Source organism: Psychrobacillus sp. FSL H8-0483 (assembly GCF_038637725.1).
Lineage (GTDB): Bacteria > Bacillota > Bacilli > Bacillales_A > Planococcaceae > Psychrobacillus.
This window is the reverse complement of sequence record NZ_CP152052.1, coordinates 3,515,045-3,541,645: the sequence shown is the minus strand read 5'-3', so window position 1 is coordinate 3,541,645 and position 26,601 is coordinate 3,515,045. Positions and strand designations below refer to the sequence as shown.

General features: G+C 40.5%; 19 protein-coding genes, 3 rRNA genes and 1 riboswitch. All 22 genes read left to right on the top strand.

The genetic code is table 11. The annotated features are described in order from the left end of the window. The first annotated feature begins 1 nt into the window (after nucleotide 1). Nucleotides 2-1,555 (top strand): 16S ribosomal RNA (locus MHB48_RS17255). A gap of 235 nt (nucleotides 1,556-1,790) precedes the next feature. Next, nucleotides 1,791-4,719: ribosomal RNA gene (locus MHB48_RS17250) — 23S ribosomal RNA — on the top strand. Between the two features lie 56 nt (nucleotides 4,720-4,775). Continuing rightward, nucleotides 4,776-4,891: ribosomal RNA gene (rrf, locus tag MHB48_RS17245) — 5S ribosomal RNA — on the top strand. The 16S, 23S and 5S rRNA genes sit together here, the layout of an rRNA operon. Nucleotides 4,892-5,312: 421 nt before the next feature. Continuing rightward, complete coding sequence (locus tag MHB48_RS17240) at nucleotides 5,313-6,260, top strand: nuclease-related domain-containing protein (protein ID WP_342599119.1); 948 nt, start codon at nucleotides 5,313-5,315, stop codon at nucleotides 6,258-6,260. 485 nt (nucleotides 6,261-6,745) lie between these two features. Then, a complete protein-coding gene (locus MHB48_RS17235; protein ID WP_340923586.1) occupies nucleotides 6,746-6,937 on the top strand; it encodes an NETI motif-containing protein in 192 nt (63 codons plus the stop codon). A 95-nt stretch (nucleotides 6,938-7,032) separates the two neighbouring features. Continuing rightward, nucleotides 7,033-7,133: riboswitch (purine riboswitch) on the top strand. A 137-nt stretch (nucleotides 7,134-7,270) separates the two neighbouring features. Continuing rightward, nucleotides 7,271-7,759, top strand: coding sequence for a 5-(carboxyamino)imidazole ribonucleotide mutase (purE, locus tag MHB48_RS17230; protein ID WP_340923583.1), 489 nt, complete (start codon nucleotides 7,271-7,273; stop codon nucleotides 7,757-7,759). After that, the gene (purK, locus tag MHB48_RS17225) at nucleotides 7,756-8,877 is read left to right on the top strand and encodes a 5-(carboxyamino)imidazole ribonucleotide synthase (protein ID WP_342599118.1); all 1,122 of its coding nucleotides are present in this window, start codon (nucleotides 7,756-7,758) and stop codon (nucleotides 8,875-8,877) included. The genes purE and purK overlap by 4 nt, the downstream gene beginning before the upstream one ends. 16 nt (nucleotides 8,878-8,893) lie before the next feature. Further along, on the top strand, nucleotides 8,894-10,189 hold the full coding sequence (purB, locus tag MHB48_RS17220) for an adenylosuccinate lyase (protein WP_340923579.1): 1,296 nt from the start codon (nucleotides 8,894-8,896) through the stop codon (nucleotides 10,187-10,189). Nucleotides 10,190-10,291: 102 nt separating this feature from the next. Then, nucleotides 10,292-11,008: a phosphoribosylaminoimidazolesuccinocarboxamide synthase gene (purC, locus tag MHB48_RS17215; protein WP_342599117.1), complete on the top strand. Its 717-nt coding sequence runs from the start codon at nucleotides 10,292-10,294 to the stop codon at nucleotides 11,006-11,008. Further along, on the top strand, nucleotides 11,005-11,259 hold the full coding sequence (gene purS, locus MHB48_RS17210; RefSeq protein WP_342599116.1) for a phosphoribosylformylglycinamidine synthase subunit PurS: 255 nt from the start codon (nucleotides 11,005-11,007) through the stop codon (nucleotides 11,257-11,259). Before purC ends, purS begins: the two co-directional genes overlap by 4 nt. Further along, nucleotides 11,256-11,942, top strand: a complete 687-nt coding sequence (purQ, locus tag MHB48_RS17205; RefSeq protein WP_342599115.1) for a phosphoribosylformylglycinamidine synthase subunit PurQ — start codon at nucleotides 11,256-11,258, stop codon at nucleotides 11,940-11,942. Before purS ends, purQ begins: the two co-directional genes overlap by 4 nt. Continuing rightward, nucleotides 11,926-14,157 (top strand): phosphoribosylformylglycinamidine synthase subunit PurL, encoded by a 2,232-nt coding sequence (gene purL, locus MHB48_RS17200; RefSeq protein WP_342599114.1) that lies wholly within the window; start codon nucleotides 11,926-11,928, stop codon nucleotides 14,155-14,157. The genes purQ and purL overlap by 17 nt, the downstream gene beginning before the upstream one ends. Beyond that, a complete protein-coding gene (gene purF, locus MHB48_RS17195; protein WP_342599113.1) occupies nucleotides 14,133-15,554 on the top strand; it encodes an amidophosphoribosyltransferase in 1,422 nt (473 codons plus the stop codon). Before purL ends, purF begins: the two co-directional genes overlap by 25 nt. Nucleotides 15,555-15,565: 11 nt before the next feature. Further along, nucleotides 15,566-16,621: a phosphoribosylformylglycinamidine cyclo-ligase gene (gene purM / locus MHB48_RS17190; RefSeq protein ID WP_342599112.1), complete on the top strand. Its 1,056-nt coding sequence runs from the start codon at nucleotides 15,566-15,568 to the stop codon at nucleotides 16,619-16,621. Next, nucleotides 16,621-17,193: a phosphoribosylglycinamide formyltransferase gene (purN, locus tag MHB48_RS17185; RefSeq protein WP_342599111.1), complete on the top strand. Its 573-nt coding sequence runs from the start codon at nucleotides 16,621-16,623 to the stop codon at nucleotides 17,191-17,193. Before purM ends, purN begins: the two co-directional genes overlap by 1 nt. A 37-nt stretch (nucleotides 17,194-17,230) precedes the next feature. After that, the gene (purH, locus tag MHB48_RS17180; RefSeq protein WP_342599110.1) at nucleotides 17,231-18,766 is read left to right on the top strand and encodes a bifunctional phosphoribosylaminoimidazolecarboxamide formyltransferase/IMP cyclohydrolase; all 1,536 of its coding nucleotides are present in this window, start codon (nucleotides 17,231-17,233) and stop codon (nucleotides 18,764-18,766) included. 14 nt (nucleotides 18,767-18,780) lie between these two features. Beyond that, complete coding sequence (gene purD, locus MHB48_RS17175; RefSeq protein ID WP_342599109.1) at nucleotides 18,781-20,040, top strand: phosphoribosylamine--glycine ligase; 1,260 nt, start codon at nucleotides 18,781-18,783, stop codon at nucleotides 20,038-20,040. Between the two features lie 280 nt (nucleotides 20,041-20,320). Further along, nucleotides 20,321-22,051 carry an adenine deaminase C-terminal domain-containing protein gene (locus MHB48_RS17170; protein ID WP_342601418.1) on the top strand — a complete coding sequence of 577 codons (1,731 nt, stop codon included), beginning with the start codon at nucleotides 20,321-20,323 and terminating at the stop codon, nucleotides 22,049-22,051. Nucleotides 22,052-22,061: 10 nt separating this feature from the next. Beyond that, nucleotides 22,062-23,111 (top strand): DUF3048 domain-containing protein, encoded by a 1,050-nt coding sequence (locus MHB48_RS17165; RefSeq protein ID WP_342599108.1) that lies wholly within the window; start codon nucleotides 22,062-22,064, stop codon nucleotides 23,109-23,111. Between the two features lie 32 nt (nucleotides 23,112-23,143). Then, nucleotides 23,144-23,464: a YerC/YecD family TrpR-related protein gene (locus MHB48_RS17160; protein ID WP_342599107.1), complete on the top strand. Its 321-nt coding sequence runs from the start codon at nucleotides 23,144-23,146 to the stop codon at nucleotides 23,462-23,464. Between the two features lie 143 nt (nucleotides 23,465-23,607). Beyond that, nucleotides 23,608-24,291, top strand: coding sequence for a heptaprenylglyceryl phosphate synthase (locus tag MHB48_RS17155; protein ID WP_342601417.1), 684 nt, complete (start codon nucleotides 23,608-23,610; stop codon nucleotides 24,289-24,291). A gap of 67 nt (nucleotides 24,292-24,358) precedes the next feature. Further along, complete coding sequence (gene pcrA, locus MHB48_RS17150) at nucleotides 24,359-26,587, top strand: DNA helicase PcrA (RefSeq protein ID WP_342599106.1); 2,229 nt, start codon at nucleotides 24,359-24,361, stop codon at nucleotides 26,585-26,587. Nucleotides 26,588-26,601: the final 14 nt, after the last annotated feature.

Below are 26,601 nucleotides of genomic sequence, written 5' to 3'. Positions count from 1 at the left end.
TATTATGGAGAGTTTGATCCTGGCTCAGGACGAACGCTGGCGGCATGCCTAATACATGCAAGTCGAGCGAATGACGAAGAAGCTTGCTTCTTCTGATTTAGCGGCGGACGGGTGAGTAACACGTGGGCAACCTGCCCTGTAGATTGGGATAACTCCGGGAAACCGGGGCTAATACCAAATAATCCATTTCCTCACATGTGGAAATGTTAAAAGACGGTTTCGGCTGTCACTACAGGATGGGCCCGCGGCGCATTAGCTAGTTGGTAGGGTAACGGCCTACCAAGGCGACGATGCGTAGCCGACCTGAGAGGGTGATCGGCCACACTGGGACTGAGACACGGCCCAGACTCCTACGGGAGGCAGCAGTAGGGAATCTTCCACAATGGACGAAAGTCTGATGGAGCAATGCCGCGTGAGTGAAGAAGGTTTTCGGATCGTAAAACTCTGTTGTAAGGGAAGAACAAGTACGAGAGTAACTGCTCGTACCTTGACGGTACCTTATTAGAAAGCCACGGCTAACTACGTGCCAGCAGCCGCGGTAATACGTAGGTGGCAAGCGTTGTCCGGAATTATTGGGCGTAAAGCGCGCGCAGGCGGTCCTTTAAGTCTGATGTGAAATCCCACGGCTCAACCGTGGAAGGTCATTGGAAACTGGGGGACTTGAGTACAGAAGAGGAAAGCGGAATTCCAAGTGTAGCGGTGAAATGCGTAGAGATTTGGAGGAACACCAGTGGCGAAGGCGGCTTTCTGGTCTGTAACTGACGCTGAGGCGCGAAAGCGTGGGGAGCAAACAGGATTAGATACCCTGGTAGTCCACGCCGTAAACGATGAGTGCTAAGTGTTAGGGGGTTTCCGCCCCTTAGTGCTGCAGCTAACGCATTAAGCACTCCGCCTGGGGAGTACGGTCGCAAGACTGAAACTCAAAGGAATTGACGGGGGCCCGCACAAGCGGTGGAGCATGTGGTTTAATTCGAAGCAACGCGAAGAACCTTACCAGGTCTTGACATCCCGCTGACCGTTCTAGAGATAGATCTTTCCCTTCGGGGACAGCGGTGACAGGTGGTGCATGGTTGTCGTCAGCTCGTGTCGTGAGATGTTGGGTTAAGTCCCGCAACGAGCGCAACCCTTGATCTTAGTTGCCAGCATTCAGTTGGGCACTCTAAGGTGACTGCCGGTGATAAACCGGAGGAAGGTGGGGATGACGTCAAATCATCATGCCCCTTATGACCTGGGCTACACACGTGCTACAATGGACGGTACAGAGGGTCGCAACCCCGCGAGGGTGAGCTAATCCCATAAAACCGTTCTCAGTTCGGATTGTAGGCTGCAACTCGCCTACATGAAGCCGGAATCGCTAGTAATCGTGGATCAGCATGCCACGGTGAATACGTTCCCGGGCCTTGTACACACCGCCCGTCACACCACGAGAGTTTGTAACACCCGAAGTCGGTGGGGTAACCCTTACGGGAGCCAGCCGCCGAAGGTGGGACAGATGATTGGGGTGAAGTCGTAACAAGGTAGCCGTATCGGAAGGTGCGGCTGGATCACCTCCTTTCTAAGGATATATTACGGAATACAGATTTTTATCTGTATCTTAACGTTTTGCAGTTCAGTTTTGAATGTTCATTTTTATGAGCATTTGAAAACTTGTTCTTTGAAAACTGGATAAAACGACATTGAAAGAAACAAATTCAAGAAATTCAATTTATAATCACTTCGGTGATTATATGTTGTGTAGTACTTTTAACTACTAATTTTGAATGGACTCCAAGTAATTGGAAGCCATATTAGGTTAAGTTAATAAGGGCGCACGGTGAATGCCTTGGCACTAGGAGCCGAAGAAGGACGGCACTAACACCGATATGCTTCGGGGAGCTGTAAGTGAGCTTTGATCCGGAGATTTCCGAATGGGGAAACCCACTGTTCGTAATGGAGCAGTACATTTACGTGAATACATAGCGTATCTGTGGCACACCCAGGGAACTGAAACATCTAAGTACCTGGAGGAAGAGAAAGAAAAATCGATTCCCTGAGTAGCGGCGAGCGAAACGGGAATAGCCCAAACCAAGAGGCTTGCCTCTTGGGGTTGTAGGACACTCTACATAGAGTTACAAAGGAATGAGCTAGACGAAGCGATCTGGAAAGGTCCGCAGGATAGGGTAAAAGCCCCGTAGTCAAAAGTTCATTCTCTCTTGAGTGTATCCTGAGTACGGCGGAACACGTGAAATTCCGTCGGAATCTGGGAGGACCATCTCCCAAGGCTAAATACTACCTAGTGACCGATAGTGAACCAGTACCGTGAGGGAAAGGTGAAAAGCACCCCGGAAGGGGAGTGAAATAGATCCTGAAACCGTGTGCCTACAAGTAGTTAGAGCCCGTTAATGGGTGATAGCGTGCCTTTTGTAGAATGAACCGGCGAGTTACGATTACATGCAAGGTTAAGTTGAGAAGACGGAGCCGCAGCGAAAGCGAGTCTGAATAGGGCGAATGAGTATGTGGTCGTAGACCCGAAACCAGGTGATCTACCCATGTCCAGGATGAAGGTAAGGTAACACTTACTGGAGGTCCGAACCCACGCACGTTGAAAAGTGCGGGGATGAGGTGTGGGTAGCGGAGAAATTCCAATCGAACCTGGAGATAGCTGGTTCTCTCCGAAATAGCTTTAGGGCTAGCCTCAAACGTTAAGAATCTTGGAGGTAGAGCACTGTTTGGACTAGGGGCCCATCCCGGGTTACCGAATTCAGACAAACTCCGAATGCCAATGATTTATGTTTGGGAGTCAGACTGCGAGTGATAAGATCCGTAGTCAAGAGGGAAACAGCCCAGACCACCAGCTAAGGTCCCAAAGTATTTGTTAAGTGGAAAAGGATGTGGCGTTGCTTAGACAACCAGGATGTTGGCTTAGAAGCAGCCATCATTTAAAGAGTGCGTAATAGCTCACTGGTCGAGTGACGCTGCGCCGAAAATGTATCGGGGCTAAACAAATCACCGAAGCTGTGGATTGATACCTTTGGTATCAGTGGTAGGAGAGCGTTCTAAGGGCGTTGAAGTCAGACCGGAAGGACTGGTGGAGCGCTTAGAAGTGAGAATGCCGGTATGAGTAGCGAAAGACGGGTGAGAATCCCGTCCACCGTATGACTAAGGTTTCCTGAGGAAGGCTCGTCCGCTCAGGGTTAGTCGGGACCTAAGTCGAGGCCGATAGGCGTAGACGATGGACAACAGGTTGATATTCCTGTACCACCAAACCACCGTTTGAGTAATGGGGGGACGCAGAAGGATAGGGTAAGCGTGCTGTTGGTTATGCACGTCCAAGCAGTAAGGTGTGAATGTAGGAAAATCCGCATTCTATAACATTGAGCTGTGATGGCGAGGACTTAGTCCGAAGTTCCTGATTTCACACTGCCAAGAAAAGCCTCTAGCGAGGTGATAGGTGCCCGTACCGCAAACCGACACAGGTAGTCGAGGAGAGAATCCTAAGGTGAGCGAGAGAACTCTCGTTAAGGAACTCGGCAAAATGACCCCGTAACTTCGGGAGAAGGGGTGCTCTTTTGGGTGAATAGCCTAGAAGAGCCGCAGTGAATAGGCCCAGGCGACTGTTTAGCAAAAACACAGGTCTCTGCAAAACCGTAAGGTGAAGTATAGGGGCTGACGCCTGCCCGGTGCTGGAAGGTTAAGAGGAGTGCTTAGCGCAAGCGAAGGTGCGAATTGAAGCCCCAGTAAACGGCGGCCGTAACTATAACGGTCCTAAGGTAGCGAAATTCCTTGTCGGGTAAGTTCCGACCCGCACGAAAGGCGTAACGATCTGGGCACTGTCTCAACGAGAGACTCGGTGAAATTATAGTACCTGTGAAGATGCAGGTTACCCGCGACAGGACGGAAAGACCCCGTGGAGCTTTACTATAGCTTGATATTGAATTTTGGTGCAACTTGTACAGGATAGGCAGGAGCCTTAGAGCCCGGAGCGCCAGCTTCGGAGGAGGCGTCGGTGGGATACTGCCCTGGTTGTATTGAAATTCTAACCCATACCCGTAACCCGGGTAGGAGACAGTGTCAGGCGGGTAGTTTGACTGGGGCGGTCGCCTCCTAAAGTGTAACGGAGGCGCCCAAAGGTTCCCTCAGAATGGTTGGAAATCATTCGAAGAGTGTAAAGGCAGAAGGGAGCTTGACTGCGAGACCTACAAGTCGAGCAGGGTCGAAAGACGGGCTTAGTGATCCGGTGGTTCCGCATGGAAGGGCCATCGCTCAACGGATAAAAGCTACCCCGGGGATAACAGGCTTATCTCCCCCAAGAGTCCACATCGACGGGGAGGTTTGGCACCTCGATGTCGGCTCATCGCATCCTGGGGCTGTAGTCGGTCCCAAGGGTTGGGCTGTTCGCCCATTAAAGCGGTACGCGAGCTGGGTTCAGAACGTCGTGAGACAGTTCGGTCCCTATCCGTCGTGGGCGTAGGAAATTTGAGAGGAGCTGTCCTTAGTACGAGAGGACCGGGATGGACACACCGCTGGTGTACCAGTTGTTCTGCCAAGAGCATCGCTGGGTAGCTATGTGTGGACGGGATAAGTGCTGAAAGCATCTAAGCACGAAGCCCCCCTCAAGATGAGATTTCCCATTACGCAAGTAAGTAAGATCCCTCAAAGACGATGAGGTAGATAGGTTCGGGGTGGAAGCGTGGCGACACGTGCAGCTGACGAATACTAATCGATCGAGGACTTAACCAAAATAGAATTTGAAGAATTCAATGTCTTTTATCCAGTTTTGAGTGAACAACTCAAAGTCTAGTGATGATGGCGAAGAGGTCACACCCGTTCCCATACCGAACACGGAAGTTAAGCTCTTCAGCGCCGATGGTAGTTGGGGGTTTCCCCCTGCAAGAGTAGGACGTCGCTGGGCACTAAGTCGTTACCGAGAAATCGGTAGCGGCTTTTTTGTGTGTGGATTTTTAAATGGTAACTTTTGTCGATTATTTGCTAACTTTGCAGTTGATTAATTTGTACTCAGTTTTGGAGAGAGTGTTCTCAATTTTAACATGAGGTATCGTTAAGTCATTTAATGGATCTCAAAAGTAATCTTTGATTTCATTAGACGACAATAGATATGTTAATTTATTTGAAATGACATTTCCCAGGAAATAGTGACATTTCTAGTCGAAAAAATGTTCATAGTAAAAAAATTAAAAATTAATTTTTGTTGCATTATATTGACATATAATTCAATTTTGAGTCATTCTGCGTTACCAAAATGCAATTGTCGCCTTTTTAGTACAATTTACATTTTATTTATTTATGGTATTGTGCGAAAAAGGGGTGGTAATATGATTATTAAAACGCGATCAATAGAGTATAAGTATATGGGGTTACAGATGCTCTATCGTCGTTTACCAAGCGAGCATGCGATGAAAGCGGTTATTCATTCGAAGATGAAATCAGCAAAAGCGGGTATTATGGGAGAAACAAAAGTGGCGGAAGTATTTGATCGTTATTCATTTCCGTTTAACTGCCGCATATTGCATAATGTAAGTTTATCTTCGAATGGAAAATTCCAGATGGATACGGTGTTTATTAGTCCATATTATATTGTAATTTTAGAATGTAAAAATATTGTGGGAGAGTTGTGTTTTGAAACGATACCACCATGTTTAACTCGTACACTAGAGAATGGAAAGAAAGAAATATTCGAGAGCCCAGAAGTACAGGTTTATCGAAATATGTATTTATTCAAGGAATGGTTGCATGGGCGTGGAATAGAACTTCCAGTTAAAGGGGTTATTGTTTTAAGTAATATGAAATCTAAGGTGGTTAAACCTCCAAATCATACAGACGTGATATATGCATCGAGCATTCCTGTTTACTTGCGAAATTTGCCAAGGGAGAAGAAATATTTATCCTCAACTCAAATGGATGATTTAGCTCAGAGTATTGTGGCTGCTCATCAAGATTATTTTCCTTATCCTATGTGTAAGAACTGGTCCATTGATCCGGCTTGTTTAATGACTGGGGTACAATGTAAAGGATGTGAACAGTTTGGTATGGTGAAGAAGAATATAGGATGGATTTGTTCAAATTGTGGAAGTATTGATAGAAATGCTCATGTATTAACAATTCAGGAATGGTTTACACTTATAGATGATCGCATTTCTAATAAAGACTGTCGAAAGTTTTTACAGATTAATTCTTCACAATTGGCATCAAGAATTCTTAATTCTATGAATCTCACCAGAGAACAGAAGGCCAAAAACACTGTTTATAGGTGGAAGTGGTGAAAAATTTATGAAGAGGAAATAAGGTTTTGGACGAATGTAAAGTAGAATTGGAAGAATACCGTGAAGTTTTGGAAGAATAATTATGGATATTGGAAGAATATCGTGAAGTTTTGGAAGAATAACTATGGATATTGGAAGAATGACTTTGAATTGGAAGAATAAATATGATTATTGGAATAACCGAGAAGTTTTGGAAGAATGACTATGAATTGTAATGATACCGTGAATTTTTGGAAGAATAACCATGAATATTGGAAGAATACCGTGAAGTTTTAAAAAAATTACCATGATTAATAGAAGAATCCCACATAGCATTGGATGATTAGCAAAAACAAATGGATGATTCCCTCCCTAACAGGTATACTCTCATGTTTATCTAGTCGCACACATGATATACTGTAAATTATTATCGTCGATTACAAATACATAACTGTTCAAAAGAAGAGGAGGATGGATGATAAATCAAAAATCATCCTATATTACGAATGAAAAAAGAGACAGTCTGGTTTGAAGTGCAGGAAGATGAGAGCATCTCAACATGCATGGACAGAATGATAGAGCAAGGCTTTCAAGTAGTAGGAAGAAAAGAAGAGCCAATCTTTGCAGAGGTAGACGGACAGCCCGTGCCAGTTAAACAATTGATCCAATTAAAAGGTGTTAGAGATAAAAAAATGTAAAAATATTAACAAAAACCGAACGATATAGTTTTCTGAAAATTAATCGTTCGTATTTAAGCGTTGACGTTACCGTCAGAACTTGTTAAAATTAAGATAGAAATAGACGATCATATCCCCATATATGCTAAAGAATTGGCTTTAGCGTCTCTACCAAGTCACCGTAAATGACAGGACTATGAGGGAAAGCAACTTTTGGATTATGCTAAGGATGTGTTTGCATATGTTAGTTAAACACAAATCCGGAAACTTAGTTCCTCAAGTAAACTGCTTTTCTTTCATAGAGAGAGTAGTTTATTTGGGGAATTTTTTATAGTTTGAGAAGGGACGAATATAATGAACGCAAAAATTGGTGTAATTATGGGAAGTTCTAGTGATTGGGAAACAATGAAATATAGTTGTGAAATACTTGATGAGCTTCATATACCGTATGAAAAACAAGTAGTCTCTGCGCATCGTACGCCTGATTTAATGTTTGAATATGCAGAGCAAGCGAGATCACGTGGAATTCAAGTCATTATTGCTGGTGCTGGCGGTGCTGCACACTTACCTGGTATGGTGGCGGCAAAGACGACACTTCCAGTTATCGGTGTTCCTGTACAATCAAAAGCATTAAATGGACTAGATTCTTTATTATCAATAGTTCAAATGCCTGGTGGTGTGCCAGTAGCAACGGTTGCGATTGGTAAAGCAGGTGCAACGAATGCAGGATTGCTTGCGGCACAAATTCTCTCTATTCAAGATATAAAAATAGCTGAACGACTAGAAAAAAGAAGAGAAGATACGAAAAAACAAGTACTAGAAAGTAACGGTGAGCTTCAATGACTAAAGTAGTCTATCCAGGACAAACAATTGGTATTATCGGTGGTGGACAACTTGGACGAATGATGGCATTAGCTGCAAAAGAAGCTGGATTTAAAGTAGCTGTACTGGAACCAACGATGGATTCACCATGTGGGCAGGTTGCTGACATTCGAATCGTTGCATCGTATAATGATGAAGCAGCGTTAGAGGAGCTAGCAGAAGTAAGTGACGTGATTACGTATGAATTTGAAAATATTGACTATGATGGCTTGAAACGATTATCGCAAATTGCTTATGTACCTCAAGGGGCAGAGCTTGTAAGAATTACGCAGGACCGTATTATTGAAAAGACAGAGATCCAAGCTTCTGGGGTACCTATTGCGAAATTTGTCGAAGCTAATACATTTGAGGAATTAGAGCAGGCTATAGATGAAGTAGGATTTCCATGCGTAGTGAAAACTGCGAGAGGTGGATATGATGGAAAAGGGCAGCAAACGATTCAATCAAAAGATGAGCTAGGATTGGCAAGATCACTATTTGACCATTCGGCATGTATTGCAGAAGCGTTTATTTCATTTACAAAAGAAATATCTGTAATCGTCCAACGAAATGGGGAAGGACAAACGTATTGCTTACCAATTGGTGAAAATATTCATGTAAATCATATTCTCCATGAAACGATAGTTCCAGCTCGTATCGATGCATCTCTTGCAGCCAAAGCAATCGAAGCAGCAGAAAAGATTGCAAATCACTTAAATCTTGTCGGAACACTTGCAGTCGAAATGTTCGTTCTAGAAGAGAATGACATTTTGATCAATGAGTTGGCTCCAAGACCTCATAATTCGGGTCATTATTCTATCGAAGCATGTAATATTTCGCAATTCCATCAACATATTAGAGCTGTTTGCGGTTGGCCTTTACGTGATCCAAAGCTCTGGACAGAAACTGTTATGGTCAATGTTTTGGGGCAACATATTGTTCCACTAACCAATAACCTTTGCAAATACCCAAACTGGTCTGTTCATTTGTACGGAAAGAGCGAGGCAAAAACGAATCGGAAGATGGGACATGTTACCATTCTTTCAACAAACATAGAAGAAACTTTAAAAGAAATCGAGCAATCTAAAATTTGGTCATAATACAGGAGGAAATTAAATGATAGAACGTTATACACGCCCTGAAATGGGAGCTATTTGGACAGAAGAAAACAAATACAATGCATGGTTGGAAGTAGAAATCTTAGCTTGTGAAGCATGGTCGGAAATTGGCGATATTCCAAAAGAAGATGTTGTCGCACTTCGTAAAAATGCATCTTTCAATGTAGATCGTATTTTAGAAATTGAACAAGAAACTAGACATGATGTAGTGGCGTTTACTCGTGCCGTTTCTGAAACTTTAGGAGAAGAACGTAAATGGGTTCATTACGGTCTAACATCTACAGATGTTGTAGATACAGCTCTTTCTTATTTAATTAAACAAGCGAATGTTATTTTACGTAAAGATATTCAAAACTTTATCGAGATTCTAGAGAATAAAGCGAAAGAACATAAATACACCGTAATGATGGGACGTACGCATGGAGTACATGCAGAGCCAACAACTTTCGGACTTAAACTTGCTTTGTGGACAGAAGAAATGAAACGTAACTTAGAACGTTTTGAAGCAGCAGCTAAATCAATTGAAACTGGAAAAATGTCGGGTGCTGTAGGAACTTATGCAAACATCGATCCATTTGTAGAACAATATGTTTGTGAAAAATTAGGTTTAGCAGCATCACCAATTTCTACTCAAACTTTACAACGTGATCGCCATGCACAATACATGAGCACATTAGCTTTAGTCGCAACTTCTATTGAAAAATTCGCTACAGAAGTTCGTGGTCTGCAAAAATCAGAAACTCGTGAAGTAGAGGAGTTCTTTGCAAAAGGGCAAAAAGGTTCCTCTGCAATGCCGCATAAACGTAACCCAATTGGTTCTGAGAATATGGTAGGTTTATCAAGATTAATTCGTGGATATATGGTGACTGCATTTGAAAACGTAGCGTTATGGCATGAGAGAGATATTTCGCATTCATCAGCTGAACGTGTCATTTTACCTGATGCAACAATTGCACTTAACTATATGTTAAATCGATTCAGTAATATCGTGAAAAATTTAACGGTATTCCCAGAAAACATGAAGCGTAATATGGATTCTACTTTAGGATTAATTTATTCTCAACGTGTACTTCTTGCACTAATTGACAAAGGTCTTGCACGTGAGACAGCGTATGACACTGTACAACCACTTGCTATGCAAGCGTGGGAATCTCAAACTGCTTTCCGTACATTTGTAGATGCAGATGAAAAGATTACTTCTTTATTAACAAAAGAAGATTTGGATGATTGTTTTGATTACAACTACCACATCCAACATGTAGACATGATTTTTGAACGCCTAGGACTAAATTAACCAGCATTTAGAACACCCGTAAAAGCTCGAATGGTTCACTAACAATCAGTGGGGAAAGAACACCCCACTGATTGAAGTATTACTTTATCGGAGGGATTTTCATTGGAAAAAGGTCGTCTTTTATATGAAGGTAAGGCAAAACAATTATTCGCAACAGATGATGAAAATATTCTATATGTTTCATACAAGGATAGCGCTACAGCTTTTAACGGAGAGAAAAAAGAAGAAATAGATGGTAAAGGGATATTAAACAATAAAATCACAACCATTCTATTTGATCAATTGAAAAAGCATGGAATTGAGTCTCATTTTGTGGAGCAAATTTCAGAGAATGAACAACTGGTAAGGAAAGTGGAAATTATTCCACTGGAAGTAGTTGTTCGAAATGTAGCAGCAGGAAGTCTTGCAAAAAGATTAGGTATGGAAGAAGGAATTCCTCTAAAACATACGATTGTAGAATTTTATTACAAAGACGATGCACTTGGGGATCCTTTACTGACAAATGCACATCTAGAATTACTTGCTCTTGCAACACCTGAAGAAATAGAAACGCTTCAAACTAAAGCATTGGAAATCAATAAAGTACTTCAACCAATTTTTAAAGAAATAGGTGTTAAGTTAATAGATTTTAAATTGGAATTTGGTAAAACTCCAGAAGGTGAAATACTGCTGGCAGATGAAATCTCTCCTGATACTTGTAGACTATGGGATGATGAAACGAACAACAAACTAGACAAAGATGTGTTTAGACGTAATTTAGGAAGCTTAACAGAAGTTTATGAAATAATACTTTCCCGCCTAGGAGGATTATCAAAATGAAAAAAGTTAAAGTATATGTAACATTACGTGAAAGTGTTTTAGATCCACAAGGTTCAGCTGTTATGGGTGCTCTTCACTCCATGAATTACAACGAAGTGAAAGATGTTCGTATCGGTAAGTTTCTAGAGCTTCAAATCGAAGAAGCAGGTCGTGATTTAGATACAGTTGTGAAAGAAATGTGTGAAAAACTTCTAACAAACACAGTAATTGAAGACTATCGTTACGAGGTTGAGGAGGTTACGAGCAAATGAAATTTGCAGTAATCGTTTTTCCAGGATCGAACTGTGATTTAGATATGTATCACGCGATTAAAGACGAGCTTGGAGAAGAAGTAGAGTACGTGTGGCATGATGCAACGGACTTAAGCGGATTCGATGGGGTTTTATTACCAGGTGGCTTCTCTTATGGTGATTACTTACGTTGTGGCGCAATGGCTAAACAATCTAATGTAATGTCTGAAGTTGTGAAAGCAGCAGAAGCGGGTAAACCAGTTCTAGGTATTTGTAACGGATTCCAAGTGTTAACAGAAGCGGGTCTTCTACCAGGAGCTTTATTACGTAACAAAAACTTGAAATTTATGTGCCGTACAGTTGAACTTCAAGTTGTAAATAATGACACTCAATTTACTTCAGCATATGAAAAAGACCAAGTGATTCAAATTCCAATTGCACACGGCGAAGGGAATTATTATTGCGACGAAGAAACGCTTGCTAGTTTAAAAGAGAATAATCAAATTGTATTTACTTATGCATCTGAAAATCCAAATGGAAGTATCGAAGACATTGCAGGTATCGTGAATGAAAAAGGAAACGTACTTGGAATGATGCCTCATCCAGAACGAGCTGCTAATGATATTATGGGCGGATCAGACGGACTAGCTTTATTCAAATCAATTGTGAAACAGTGGAGGGAATCTCATGTCAATCATGCTTGAACCAAATCCAGAGCAAATTAAAGAACAAAAATTATACGCTCAAATGGGTATGTCAGATGAAGAATTTGAAATGGTAGAAAAGATTTTAGGTCGTCTTCCAAACTATACAGAAACAGGTTTGTTCTCTGTTATGTGGTCTGAACACTGCTCATATAAAAACTCGAAGCCAGTATTACGTAAATTCCCTACAAAAGGCCCTCAAGTACTACAGGGACCAGGTGAAGGTGCTGGAATCGTTGATATTGGTGACGGTCAAGCGGTTGTATTTAAAATGGAATCGCACAATCACCCATCTGCAATTGAACCATACCAAGGAGCAGCTACAGGTGTTGGTGGAATTATTCGTGACGTTTTCTCCATGGGTGCTCGTCCAATTGCGATGTTGAATTCATTACGTTTTGGCGAATTGAAAACTCCAAGAGTGAAATACTTATTTGAAGAAGTTGTAGCAGGGATTGCTGGCTACGGTAACTGTATCGGGATTCCAACAGTTGGTGGAGAAATCCAATTTGACGACTGTTACGAAGGTAATCCACTAGTTAACGCAATGTGCGTTGGTTTGATTAATCATGAAGATATTCAAAAAGGGATTGCGGCTGGTGAAGGAAATACAGTCATGTACGCTGGAGCAAAAACAGGACGTGACGGTATCCACGGTGCGACATTCGCCTCGGAAGAATTAACTGAAGCTTCAGAAGAAAAACGTCCAGCTGTTCAAGTTGGAGATCCATTTATGGAGAAATTACTTCTGGAAGCATGTTTAGAAGTAATCAAATCAGATGCAATCATTGGTATTCAAGATATGGGTGCTGCAGGTTTAACATCATCATCTGCTGAAATGGCTTCTAAAGCTGGTCATGGCGTAGAAATGAACTTAGACTTTGTACCTCAACGTGAAACTGGTATGACTGCATATGAAATGATGCTTTCTGAATCACAAGAACGTATGCTAATCGTTGTGAAAAAAGGGCGCGAAGATGAAATCGTACAGATTTTTGAAAAGTACGATTTAGACTGTGTTGCTGTAGGTAAAGTAACGAATGATAAAATGCTTCGTCTGCTTCATAACGGAGAAGTTGTAGCAGAAGTTCCTGCAGATGCACTAGCTGAAGAAGCACCAGTGTATTATAAGCCATCTGCTGTTCCTGCTTACTTTACGGAATTCCAAGCGATGGAGAACGTGGAGCCTGAAGTGTCAGATTATAAAGAAACTTTATTAAATTTACTTCAACAACCAACGATCGCATCTAAAGAATGGGTTTATGACCAATATGACTATCAAGTTCGTACAAGTACTGTAGTAACACCTGGTTCAGATGCTGCGGTAGTACGTGTGCGTGGTACGAATAAAGGATTAGCAATGACAACCGATTGTAATTCAAGATATATCTACTTAGATCCAGTTGTAGGTGGAAAAATTGCAGTAGCGGAAGCAGCACGTAACGTCGTATGTTCGGGTGCGAAACCACTTGCTATTACAGACTGCTTAAACTTTGGTAACCCGGAAAACCCTGAAATCTTCTGGCAGTTGGATAAATCAGCTGATGGTATTTCAGAAGCTTGTATCGCATTAGATTCACCAGTAATCGGTGGGAACGTGTCGTTATACAATGAACGAAGTGGTACAGCAGTTTATCCGACACCAACAATTGGTCTTGTTGGACTTGTAGAAGACTTAGCTCATGTAACAACTCAATCAGTGAAGCAAGTTGGAGATTTCATCTATCTAATGGGCGAAACCAAAACAGAATTTGGTGGATCTGAGCTTCAGAAAATGGTTGAGAAACGTATCTTTGGTCAAGCGCCTACTATTGATTTACAAGTAGAAGCAGCGCGTCAAAAAGCTTTACTTTCTGCCATTAAAACAGGTGTCGTACAATCTGCACATGATATCGCAGAAGGCGGATTTGCAGTAGCATTAGCAGAAAAAGCTTTTGGTGCGAATGGACTTGGAGTAGAAGTAACTATTAATGGTTCTGCAACAACAGCATTATTTAGTGAATCTCAATCACGTTTCCTTATAACTGTTAAACCTGAAAATGCAGCTAAATTTGAAGAAATCGTAAAAGACGCGGTTAAAATTGGTGCTGTAACAGATGCTAATAAAGTAGTAATTACTAACGAAGACGGAACTGAATGGATTAGCGGTTCTGTTGACGAATTCCGTTCCGCTTGGAAAGGAGCAATACCATGCTTGCTAACATCAGAGGCTTAAACGAAGAATGTGGTGTTTTTGGAGTTTGGGGACACCCGGATCCTGCACCGATTAGTTATTATGGTTTGCATGCACTTCAACATCGAGGACAAGAAGGCGCTGGAATTGTCGTAACAGATGGAAAAGTATTAAGAGCTGTCAAAGGTGAAGGTTTAGTAAATGATGTCTTCAGTAATGGCAAGCTTGAAAAACTAGAAGGAAAAGCTGGAGTAGCACATGTTCGTTATGCAACTTCAGGCGGATCTGGTCTTGAAAATGTTCAACCACTTCTTTTTAATTCGACTACTGGGAGTCTTGCAATCGCACATAATGGAAACATCGTAAATGCGGGTCGTTTAAAACGAAACTTAGAACAGCAAGGTAGTATTTTTCAAACGACTTCTGATACAGAAGTAATTGCACATTTATTGAAGAAAAGTCATCATAATTCGGTAGTGGATCGTGCAAAAGAAGCGCTAAGATTATTAGATGGTGCATTTGCAGTTATGATTTTAACGGAAGATAAATTATTAGTAGCCTTGGATCCACATGGCATGCGTCCACTTTCATTAGGTAAACTGGGCGATGCTTGGGTAGTAGCTTCGGAAACAAGTGCATTTGATTTGATCGGTGCAGAAGCTATTCGTTCTGTTGAACCAGGCGAGCTTATTATTATTAATGATGAAGGTTTACGTTCCGAACGTTTTTCGGAGCCAGCAGAACGTGCTATTTGTACAATGGAGTATGTCTACTTCTCTCGACCTGATTCGAATATCGATGGTATTAATATCCATATGGCAAGAAAACGCCTTGGAAAACAGCTTGCAAAAGAAATCCAAATAGAAGCAGATATTGTTACGGGAGTGCCGGATTCTAGTATTTCAGCGGCAATAGGGTTTTCGGAAGCATCTGGAATCCCTTATGAAATGGGACTTATTAAAAACCGTTATGTGGGTCGTACATTTATCCAACCATCACAAGATCTTCGTGAGCGCGGCGTTAAGATGAAGCTTTCACCAGTACGTCAAGTCGTAGCGGGAAAACGCGTAGTAATGGTGGATGATTCTATCGTACGTGGGACTACTTCTAGACGTATTGTGAAAATGTTGAAAGAGGCTGGAGCGAAAGAGGTACATGTTGTTATTAGCTCACCTCCACTTAAAAATCCTTGTTTCTATGGGATTGATATTAGTTCGGATGAGGAGTTAATTGCAGCTAATAATAGCGTGGAAGAAATGCGTGAACTCATTGGTGCGGACTCTCTTTCCTTTTTATCAGTAGAAGGCATGGTGGAATCAATTGGTCGAACGGATGAAGGGAAAAATTGTGGGCACTGCTTAGCTTGTTTTACTGGCGAGTATCCGACTCCAATCGCCCCGAATACCAAATTACCGCATGAAAAAGAGCTTGTTCGATAGGAGGATTTTACATGTCAAAAGCATATGAAAAAGCAGGCGTTAATATTGAAGCTGGTTATGAAGCAGTTCAGCGAATGAAATCACATGTCGAACGTACAGCAAGAAAAGGGATAATGGGTACTTTCGGTGGTTTCGGCGGCATGTTCGATTTGTCTTCATTAAATTATAAAGAACCTGTCCTTATTTCTGGAACAGATGGTGTTGGTACGAAGTTAAAATTAGCGTTTATGACAGATTCACACGATACAATTGGGGTGGATTGTGTTGCAATGTGTGTGAATGATATTGTGGCACAAGGTGCACAACCATTATTCTTCTTGGACTATGTTGCAGTAGGGAAAGCAGTTCCTGCTCGTATTGAGCAAATTGTAAAAGGCGTTGCAGATGGTTGTGTACAATCTGGAGCAGCTTTAATCGGCGGCGAAACAGCGGAAATGCCAGGTCTATACGAGGAAGACGAGTATGACTTAGCTGGATTTGCTGTGGGTGCTTGTGAAAAATCAAAAATTGTAACAGGTGAGAATATTGCCGAAGGAGACGTGTTAGTTGGACTTGCATCTAGCGGCGTACACTCGAATGGTTATTCACTTGTTCGTAAAGTTATATTTGAAGCACAAGGTTACACTCCGGAAACGGTTGTAGAAGGTTATGAAGGCCTTGGCGAAATAGGAAAGGCTCTTTTAACACCAACTAAAATTTATGCGAAGCCAGTAATGGAAATGCATGAATCACTTTCTATTCATGGAATGGCACATGTTACTGGTGGAGGCTTCTATGAAAACTTGCCACGTATGATGCCAGAAGGTTTAGCAGTGGAAGTCGAATTAGGCTCATGGGAAGTACTTCCTGTTTTCGATTTATTGAAAGAAAAAGGCGAGTTGACGGACCGTGATTTATATAATGTCTTTAATATGGGTGTAGGCTTTGTCCTAGCTTTATCTGCAGAAGAAGCGGAAAAAGCAATTGCAATTGCGGAAGCTCATGGAGAAAAAGCTTATACAATCGGTCGTGTTGTGAAAGGTGAAGGTGTTTTATTCAACGGAGCGCATGACGGGAGTTTAGTGTAATGATAGAAACTCCTAAGTTTGCAGTGTTTGCATCTGGGAGTGGCAGTAATTTTCAAGCGATTTACGATGCCATTCAAAGTGGGAAACTATGTGGTAGCATCCAGCTTGTTGTAACCGACAAGCGTGATGCTTTCGTTATTCAAAGAGCGAAAGAAGCGGGTATCGAAACTCTTGTTATCATCCAAAAGGAATTCCCTTCAAAAGAAGCGTATGAGAAAGAAATATTGCTGAAGCTAATGGAGTTGAAGGTGGAATGGATTGTACTTGCTGGTTACATGCGATTAGTAGGCAATGTGTTACTGAATGCATATCCGAGTCGAATCATTAACATCCATCCATCCTTACTTCCTTCTTTCCCAGGAAAAGATGCAATTGGACAAGCGTTGGAGCATGGGGCAAAGGTTACTGGAGTTACAGTTCATTATGTGGATGCCGGAATGGATACAGGACCCATCTTAGCGCAGGCTGCAGTTGAAGTTGTAGTTGGAGATAGAGAGAAAACTGAAGAACGAATTCACACACTAGAGCATGCATTATATACGAAGACTTTACAAGAACTATGGAGCCGGTAGCATTACCGGCTTTTCTTAAATAAGAGGAGGAATTATTGTGGCAAAACGTGCGTTAATTAGCCTTTCAGATAAATCAGGAATTCTTGAATTTGCAAAAGAGTTAGTTGAATTAGGGTATGAAATTTTATCAACTGGTGGAACGAAAGCATTTTTAGAAGAAAATGGTGTGGCTATTACATCAGTAGACTCTGTAACAAACTTCCCAGAAATTTTAGATGGGCGCGTTAAAACATTAAATCCAATGATTCATGGTGGATTATTAGCGAAACATGATGATCCTTCTCACCAAGCACAACTAGAAGAACATAGTATTACACCTATACAAGTAGTATGTGTGAATTTATATCCTTTCCGTGAAACTATTTCAAAACCTAATGTTGCGTTTGAAGATGCGATTGAAAATATCGATATCGGTGGTCCATCAATGTTACGTTCTGCTGCAAAAAACCATCAATACGTAACAGTCGTAACAGATGCTTCTGACTATGCGGAAGTATTAGCACAGTTAAAAGAAACTGGTGAAACGACACTAGAAACACGTCGCAAGCTAGCTGCAAAAGTTTTCCGTCATACAGCAGCATACGATGCGTTAATCGCTAGCTACATGACAGATTTAACTGGCGAAGAATTCCCTGAATTACTAACACTTACATATGAGCGTAAGCAAGCTTTACGTTACGGTGAAAACCCTCACCAAAAAGCAGCATTTTACCAACGTCCACTTGGATCTGATTTCTCGATTGCTTCTGCAACTCAATTGCATGGTAAGGAGCTTTCTTATAACAACATTCAAGATGCAAATGCTGCTATTCAAATCGTGAAAGAATTTGAAATTCCTGCTGCAGTAGCGGTAAAACATATGAATCCTTGTGGTGTTGGAACAGGCGAAACAATCTCTGCTGCTTTTAATAAAGCATATGAAGCAGATTCAACGTCCATTTTCGGAGGTATCGTTGCGTTGAATCGTGAAGTAGATGCAGCAACTGCAAAAGTTTTAGCAGGCATTTTCTTAGAAATCATCATCGCTCCTTCCTTCACAGAAGAAGCAATTGCTATGTTGACTGCGAAGAAAAACATTCGTCTTCTCACAATCTCTTACGAACAAACGAAAAAAGATGCATGGAACACAGTTTCTGTAGAAGGTGGATTATTAATTCAATCTCCAGATACTTATGGTTTAAAAGATGCAGACGTGAAAGTAGTAACAGACCGTGAGCCTACAGCAGAAGAGTGGAAAGCATTAGAGCTTGGCTGGAACGTAGTGAAACACGTGAAATCTAACGCAATCGTAGTGGCTACAGAAGATATGACAATTGGCGTTGGTGCTGGACAAATGAATCGTGTAGGATCTGCTAAAATTGCATTAGAGCAAGCTGGAGAACGTGCAAAAGGGGCAGGACTTGCATCGGATGCATTCTTCCCAATGAACGATACTGTAGAAACTGCTGCAAAAGCTGGTATCACAGCAATTATTCAAACAGGTGGGTCTGTAAAAGACCAAGATTCTATCGATAAAGCAAACGAATATGGAATTGCAATGGTATTCACTGGCGTTCGTCATTTCAAACATTAAGGGAGGCTTTGTACATGAAAATTCTCGTAATTGGTAGTGGCGGCCGTGAGCATGCCATCGTAAAGCAATTTAATAACTCTCCTTCCGTAAATAATGTATATGTAGCACCAGGAAATGCTGGAATGGTAAATGATGCACAGATTATCCCAATCGATTCAATGGCATTTGAAGAGCTTGCACAGTTTGCTATAGAAAATGAGATTGATCTAACATTTGTTGGGCCAGAGCAACCACTTGTGGCTGGAATCGTTGATCACTTCACTAAGCACAATCTTCGTATTTTTGGACCTAACAAAGCTGCAGCACAATTGGAAGGAAGTAAATCGTTCGCTAAAGAGCTGATGAAAAAGTATAATATTCCAACTGCTGCCTATGAAACGTTTACGGAAGTAGACAAGGCAAAAGCATATATTGAAAAGCTTGGTGCTCCAATCGTTATAAAAGCAGACGGTCTGGCTGCAGGTAAAGGTGTCGTTGTCGCAATGTCTGTGGACGAAGCGAATACAGCGGTCGAAGATATGATTGGCAATCAATTATTTGGTGAATCATCGTCAAGTGTAGTAATTGAAGAGTTTCTAGTTGGAGAAGAAATTTCCTATATGTCATTTGTGCATAACGGTCAAATTTATCCAATGGTTATTTCTCAAGACCATAAACGTGCATATGATGGTGACAAGGGGCCAAATACTGGAGGAATGGGTGCTTATTCACCAGTTCCTCAAATTGCAAGCGAAGTAGTAGAACTAGCTTACAATACAGTTGTGGTACCAACAGTGAAAGCAATGGAACAAGAAGGTACACCATTCACCGGTATTTTATATGCAGGACTAATAATAACGGATGATGGACCAAAAGTAATCGAGTTCAATGCTCGTTTTGGAGATCCGGAAACACAAGTAGTACTTCCTCGTATGACTTCGGATTTTGGACTTTTCATTACCGCTCTAATGGATGAAAAACCTTTTGAGTTGGAATGGTCTGATGCAGAAATGCTAGGTGTTGTCATCGCATCTGCTGGTTATCCAAATGATGTACAAAAAGGTGCTCAGTTGCCAAATCTTGCTGTTCTAGAAGAAGCAGGTCTTCACGTGTTCCATGCTGGTACTAAAGCAGGAACGGAAGGTTTTATTGCAAATGGAGGCCGTGTTATTTTAGTAGTAGGAAGCGAGTCAACATTGAAAGAAGCGCAGCAAAAAGTATATGTAGGCCTATCTAAGTTAGAATGGGAAGGTTTATTTTTCAGAAAAGATATAGGCTGGAGAACGTTTCAATAGTTAAAAGAGGGTGTCCCAGCGATTTGTTGGAGACATCCTCTTTTATAATAAGGATCTGTTAAACGATCCTGCTGTTACCTGAGGCGGTTTTTCCGCAGGAGTCTCGCGGATTTTCGGCACAAAGTATATGCTTCTAAAAAACAGCAGCCTAGTTTAACAGGATCCATAAAATAATTTTTTCTCAGAATTTACTAAAAATAGAAATCAACACTTTGCTTTACTAAAGTACTATGCTAATATTATTTCTAAGTACATATTTACAGGAAGGAGCATGGATGGTATGCAATATCCAATTTGGAAAATAGAAGAGATAAGACATCAAATAGATGTTGTAAATGGAACACAAGCACCAGATATTCTTATTACCAATGCAACTTATCTACACAGTCATTTAAAAAAATGGATTACCGGTAATATTTGGATTGTAAAAGACCGAATTGTATACACTGGTTCAGAAATGCCTCTTATTTCGGATAAAACAGAAGTGTATGATGCAACTGGTCAAAAGATTGTGCCAGGCTATATTGAACCTCATGTACATCCATTCCAACTATATAATCCACAAACCTTTGCAGATTATGCAGCGCAGTTAGGAACTACAACATTCATAGCGGATAACTTAATCTTATTTTTGATGCTTAAGAATAAGAAAGCGTTTTCAATAATGGACCAATTAAAAGAATTACCCTTCGCGTTCTATTGGTGGGCCCGTTTTGATTCGCAAACCGAGCTTGAAAATGAAGAAGAATTATTCACTTCTAAAAAAGTCGGTGAATGGATAGAGAGACCGGATGTTATTATGGGAGGGGAGCTAACTGGTTGGCCGAGATTACTTTCTGGCGATGATCAGATGTTGTATTGGATGCAGCAAGCAAAAACGAATGGTATGAAAATTGAAGGTCATTTCCCAGGAGCATCGGAGCGCACGCTTGCACGTATGCGTCTTCTTGGAGCAGATGGCGACCATGAATCGATGACCATTGAAGAAGTGGAAAGACGAATTCTTCATGGTTATGCTGTGACGCTTCGTCACTCATCCATTCGTCCTGATTTACCTATATTACTAAAAGGTATACTAGAGAAGGATCTTCATATTTTCGATCATTTAATGATGACTACAGATGGTGCAACCCCTTCATTTCATACAGATGGAGTGATGGATAAGTGTATTCAGGTAGCTTTAGATGCTGGGGTAAATCCAATCGATGCTTATTTAATGGCTTCATTTAATGTAGCAAAATATTATAATTTATCTAATTTACACGGGGTAATTGCAACAGGAAGATTTGCCACGCTTAACTTTTTAGTAGATGAGCAAAGTCCTGTACCAATAAGTGTTTTATCAAAAGGAGTATGGTTAAAACGAGCTAGTGAACAAGTGCATGCATTTGCTCCAATTGATTGGTCGGATATGCCAGATCTAAATATAGACTTCGACTTGTCGGAGTCTGACTTCCAATTTTCCATGCCTTTTGGAATTGAAATGGTAAACGATGTTATTACAAAGCCTTATTCAGTCAGCGTCGATACGACAGACAATGAACTGTCCACGAGTCATGATCAAAGCTTCCTTTTGTTAATAGATCGCCATGGTAAATGGAAAGTTTCCACCCTGATTAAAGGATTTGCTACGACCTTAAAGGGATTTGCATCTTCTTATTCTAGCACCGGTGACATTTTATTAATCGGTAAAAATAAAAAATGCATGCTACAGGCATTTAACGAAATGAAGAAGATGAATGGAGGAATTGTCCTCGTTGAGAACGATGAAGTTGTTTGTTCTATTAATCTTGCTATTGGTGGAGGATTATCTGATAAGCCAATGGAAGCGTTAATAGAAGAAGAGTTGCTTCTGAAGAAAGAGCTAGCTGCAAGAGGATTTAGGCATGGGGATGCTATCTATACTTTATCCTTTTTGCAGGCTACACATTTACCATATGTACGAGTTACCCAAAGAGGTATTTTCGATGTCATGAAAAAACAAGTACTATTTCCAGCTGTTATGAGGTAGGGGGATATATGTGTTCAAAAAATGGGGATTTTTAGGTGTTATTTGCTTACTTCTTATGGCTTGTTCCAACGAGGAAGAAGTTAAGGAAGAAGTAAAATCAGTAGAAGAGCCTTTAGAAGAGACAGTAGATGTAGTAGAAGAACCAGTTGTGTTACCATTTACCGCACCTTTTACAGGAGTCGGTTCAGAAATAGAATTAACACAAAGACCGATTCTTGTGACGATCAATAATCATCCACTAGCTAGACCACAGTCCGGAATTTCACAAGCAGATATCGTATATGAAATGCTAGCGGAAGGAAATGTCACGAGATTCCTAGCACTCTATCAAAGTAGTATTCCGGAAACTATAGGACCTGTTCGAAGTGCACGAGACTATTTTATAGACATCGCAAAAGGCTTAAATGCCTTTTATATTGCACATGGATATAGTCCTGATGCACAGAAAATGCTAAATGCAAAAGTTGTTGATAATATTAATGGTATGCAGTATGATGGAATACTCTTTAAACGATCAAAGGATCGTAAAGCACCACATAATTCGTACATTTCAAACGAAAATATTTTTGCGGGTGCAGAACGAGTAGGAGCCCCGATGAAAATCGATAAAGTTCCCACTTTCAGCTTCTACGAAACATTAGAAGGTGCAAAAATTGGAAATCCCGTTACTAACGTAAGCATACGATATGGTTCAGGATCAAGTTTTGAAAATGAGTATACGTATATACCAGAGGAAGGCCTATATGAAAGGAAAACAGCTGGAATCTTAACGATCGACAAAGAAACAGATGAACCTGTGAAACTTTCAAATGTCATTTTTATGGAAATGCCTCATAAAACCATTGATAATGCTGGCCGACAACAAATCACTTTAACTGGTGGGGGGAACGCTTATCTATTCCAAGCTGGTGTAATGAAGGTCATTGAGTGGGAAAATGTTGATGGGGTTCTCGTTCCTATGGAAAATGGGGTTCCTGCAAAACTAGTGCAAGGGAAAACATGGATTAGTTTTGTTCCAATGAAACCAGGATTAGAAAGTATGGTAAACTTTTTACCTTGACAGTTGATAGTATAGAGAGGAATGAAACAAATATGCAAATTGAAAAAATCAAAGGTCATCAAACGGACCAATTATTTAAATCGATTTTACAATTAAAAGATATGGATGAATGTTATCGATTTTTTGATGACTTATGTACTATAAGTGAGATTCAGTCCTTGGCACAGCGTTTTGAAGTAGCACATTTATTACGCATGAAAAAAACATATGAAACTATTAAGAAAGAAACAGGTGCAAGTACTGCAACAATTTCACGTGTAAGACGCGCATTTGATTATGGCAACGGAACCTATGATGAGATGCTTGGTCGTCTTTATCCAGAGGAATTACCTATCCCAAATTCGAAAGAATAAGCTCGGACTTGGACATACTTTTTTTAAAAAGCCTGACATATTAACTATAAATATGTTTTTCACGATGGCCTTTACTGAACAGAGATATCTGTTCAGTTTTTTTGTTATAATGAATGAATGTAAATTAACTATATGTAGGTGAGATAATGGATTATAAAGAATGGCGACATATATTTAAATTGGATCCGGCAAAAACAATTGACGCTGAAGATTTAGAGAAGATTTGTGAATCTGGGACCGACGCAATTATTATTGGTGGTTCGGATGATATTACTCTTGATAATGTTATTGATTTATTGATGCGTGTTAGAAGATATGCTGTTCCTGTAGCTCTAGAAGTATCTACAATCGAGTCTATTACGCCTGGCTTTGATTTTTATTTTATTCCAAGTGTCTTAAATAGCACGGATACCAAATGGGTGAAAGATTTACATCATGCTGCAATGAAAGAATTCGGTGAATTAATGAACTGGGAAGAAATTATTCCTGAGGGATATTGTGTCTTAAATCCTGATTGCAAAGCTGCTAAGCTGACAAATGCTCAGCAGGTAGAAACAACAGATGATATTATTGCTTATGCTCAAATGGTCGAGCATATGTTCAAATTCCCTATTTTTTATATGGAATATAGCGGGATGTATGGCGATGTAGAAGCTGTGAAACAAGTGAAATCCGTTCTTGTCCGTACACACCTTTTTTATGGTGGAGGAATACAAACGGAGGCGCAGGCAAAGGAAATGTCGGCCTATGCAGATACAATTATTATAGGGAATCAAGTGTATGAAAATTTAGAAGAGGCATTGAAAACAGTAAATGCAGTCAAGTAACATTTGAGATAAGTAAGATTCAAATGTATAATGATAGGAACGAATGTTCTTGTAGAGGGAGTGTATTATGGAGCTTATAGCGAAAAATTTATTAAACGGTATGAACAAAGAGCAAGAAAAAGCTGTAAAAACAACAGATGGTCCTCTACTCATTATGGCTGGAGCAGGGTCTGGTAAAACACGTGTATTAACGCATCGAATTGCGTATTTAATAGTGGAAAAGGAAGTCTATCCTTCCAAAATACTTGCCATTACATTTACAAATAAAGCTGCACGTGAAATGCGTGAACGCATCAATAGTATCTTGGGTGCAGGAACTGGAGAGAGTATGTGGGTCTCCACTTTTCACTCGATGTGTGTTCGTATTTTAAGGAGAGATATTGATCGAATCGGTTTTTCGAAAAATTTCTCTATTTTAGATACGACTGATCAGTTATCGGTTATAAAAAGTATTTTAAAAGAACAGAATATTGATTCGAAAAAGTATGATCCACGTTCGATGTTAAATGCAATTAGTAGTGCTAAAAATATATGTATTGACGCAGATACATTTAAAGCGCAGATGAACGAATTTAACCCATTTGAAAAAACCGTTGCAGAGGTATATAAAGGGTATGAAAAGCGTTTAAGAAAAAACCAATCCCTCGATTTTGATGATTTAATTATGACAACGTTGACCCTCTTTAAACGAGTGCCCGAAGTACTAGAGTTTTATCAAAATAAATTCCAATATATTCATGTAGATGAGTACCAAGATACCAATAAAGCACAATATGAATTAGTACAGATGCTTGCACAGAAATTCAAAAACATTTGTGTCGTTGGTGACTCCGATCAATCCATTTATCGCTGGCGTGGAGCAGATATTCAAAATATTTTATCGTTTGAAAAGGATTATCCAAATGCAACAGTGATTATGCTGGAGCAAAATTATCGCTCTTCACAAAGAATCTTACAAGCTGCTAATGACGTCATTGGTAATAACACGAGCAGATATCCTAAGGTGCTAAGAACAGAAAATAATGAAGGCGAAAAAATTCAGCTATTCCGTGCTTTTAATGAGCAACAGGAAGCTCAGTTTGTTGTGCAATCCATTCAAGAAATGATGGAAAAAGAAAACCGTACCTTGGACGATTTCGCTATACTATACCGAACTAATGCTCAATCACGTGTGATTGAGGAAGTACTCGTTAAATCGAATATGTCGTATACAATAGTAGGCGGGACTAAGTTCTACGATCGTAAAGAAATTAAAGACTTATTAGCCTATCTTCGTTTGATTGCCAACAACGATGACGATTTGTCCTTAGCGCGAATTATTAATGAGCCGAAACGTAATATTGGCGCAACTTCTTTTGAACGTATGGCTATGTATGCGCTTGAACAAGATCGGTCCATTCTCGATGCATTGAATGAAGTAGATTTCATGGGATTACCTGCCCGTGCTGTTAACTCAGTTGTGCAATTCCAAGGACTTATTCAAAACTTCACACAGATGCAAGAGTACCTATCGGTAACCGAAATTGTAGAGCAAGTGCTAGAAAAAACAGGGTACCGAACTATGTTGAAAAATGAAAAAACGATTGAAGCGGAAAGTCGCTTAGAAAATATCGAAGAGTTCTTGTCTGTTACAAAAGCGTTTGAAGAACAAAGTGACGATAAATCACTTGTCTCCTTCTTAACAGATTTAGCGCTTATTTCTGATATCGATAAATTAGATGAAGACCAGGATGTATCTCAAGGAAATATCATCTTAATGACGATGCATGCTGCAAAGGGACTTGAGTTTCCTGTAGTATTTATCATTGGAATGGAAGAAAATATTTTTCCTCATTCCCGTTCTCTTGGGGATGATGAAGAGATGGAAGAAGAACGTCGACTTGCTTATGTTGGTATTACTAGAGCAGAGGAAAGACTGATTATTACATGTGCACAATCTCGGACCATTTTTGGTCGTGGAAGCTTCAATAGTCCTTCCCGTTTTATTGCAGAAATTTCAGATGAGATTATCGAATCAGTTGGAGGGAAGAAAGAAGGAAAAATGAGTTCTTCTACCACTTCTATAGCAACCCCACAAACAAGAAGAGCACCAGTTGCTACACCTGCGTATAAACAATCAGGTGGAGATAAAATGGGCTGGAAAGTGGGAGATAAAGCTGCGCATAAAAAATGGGGAGAAGGTATGGTTGTTAGTGTTCGTGGTGATGGGGAAGATACGGAGCTTGATATCGCATTCCCAAGTCCGACTGGTATTAAGCGATTGCTCGCTAAATTTGCACCGATTGAAAAAGGATAATTCACTTAGTGGAG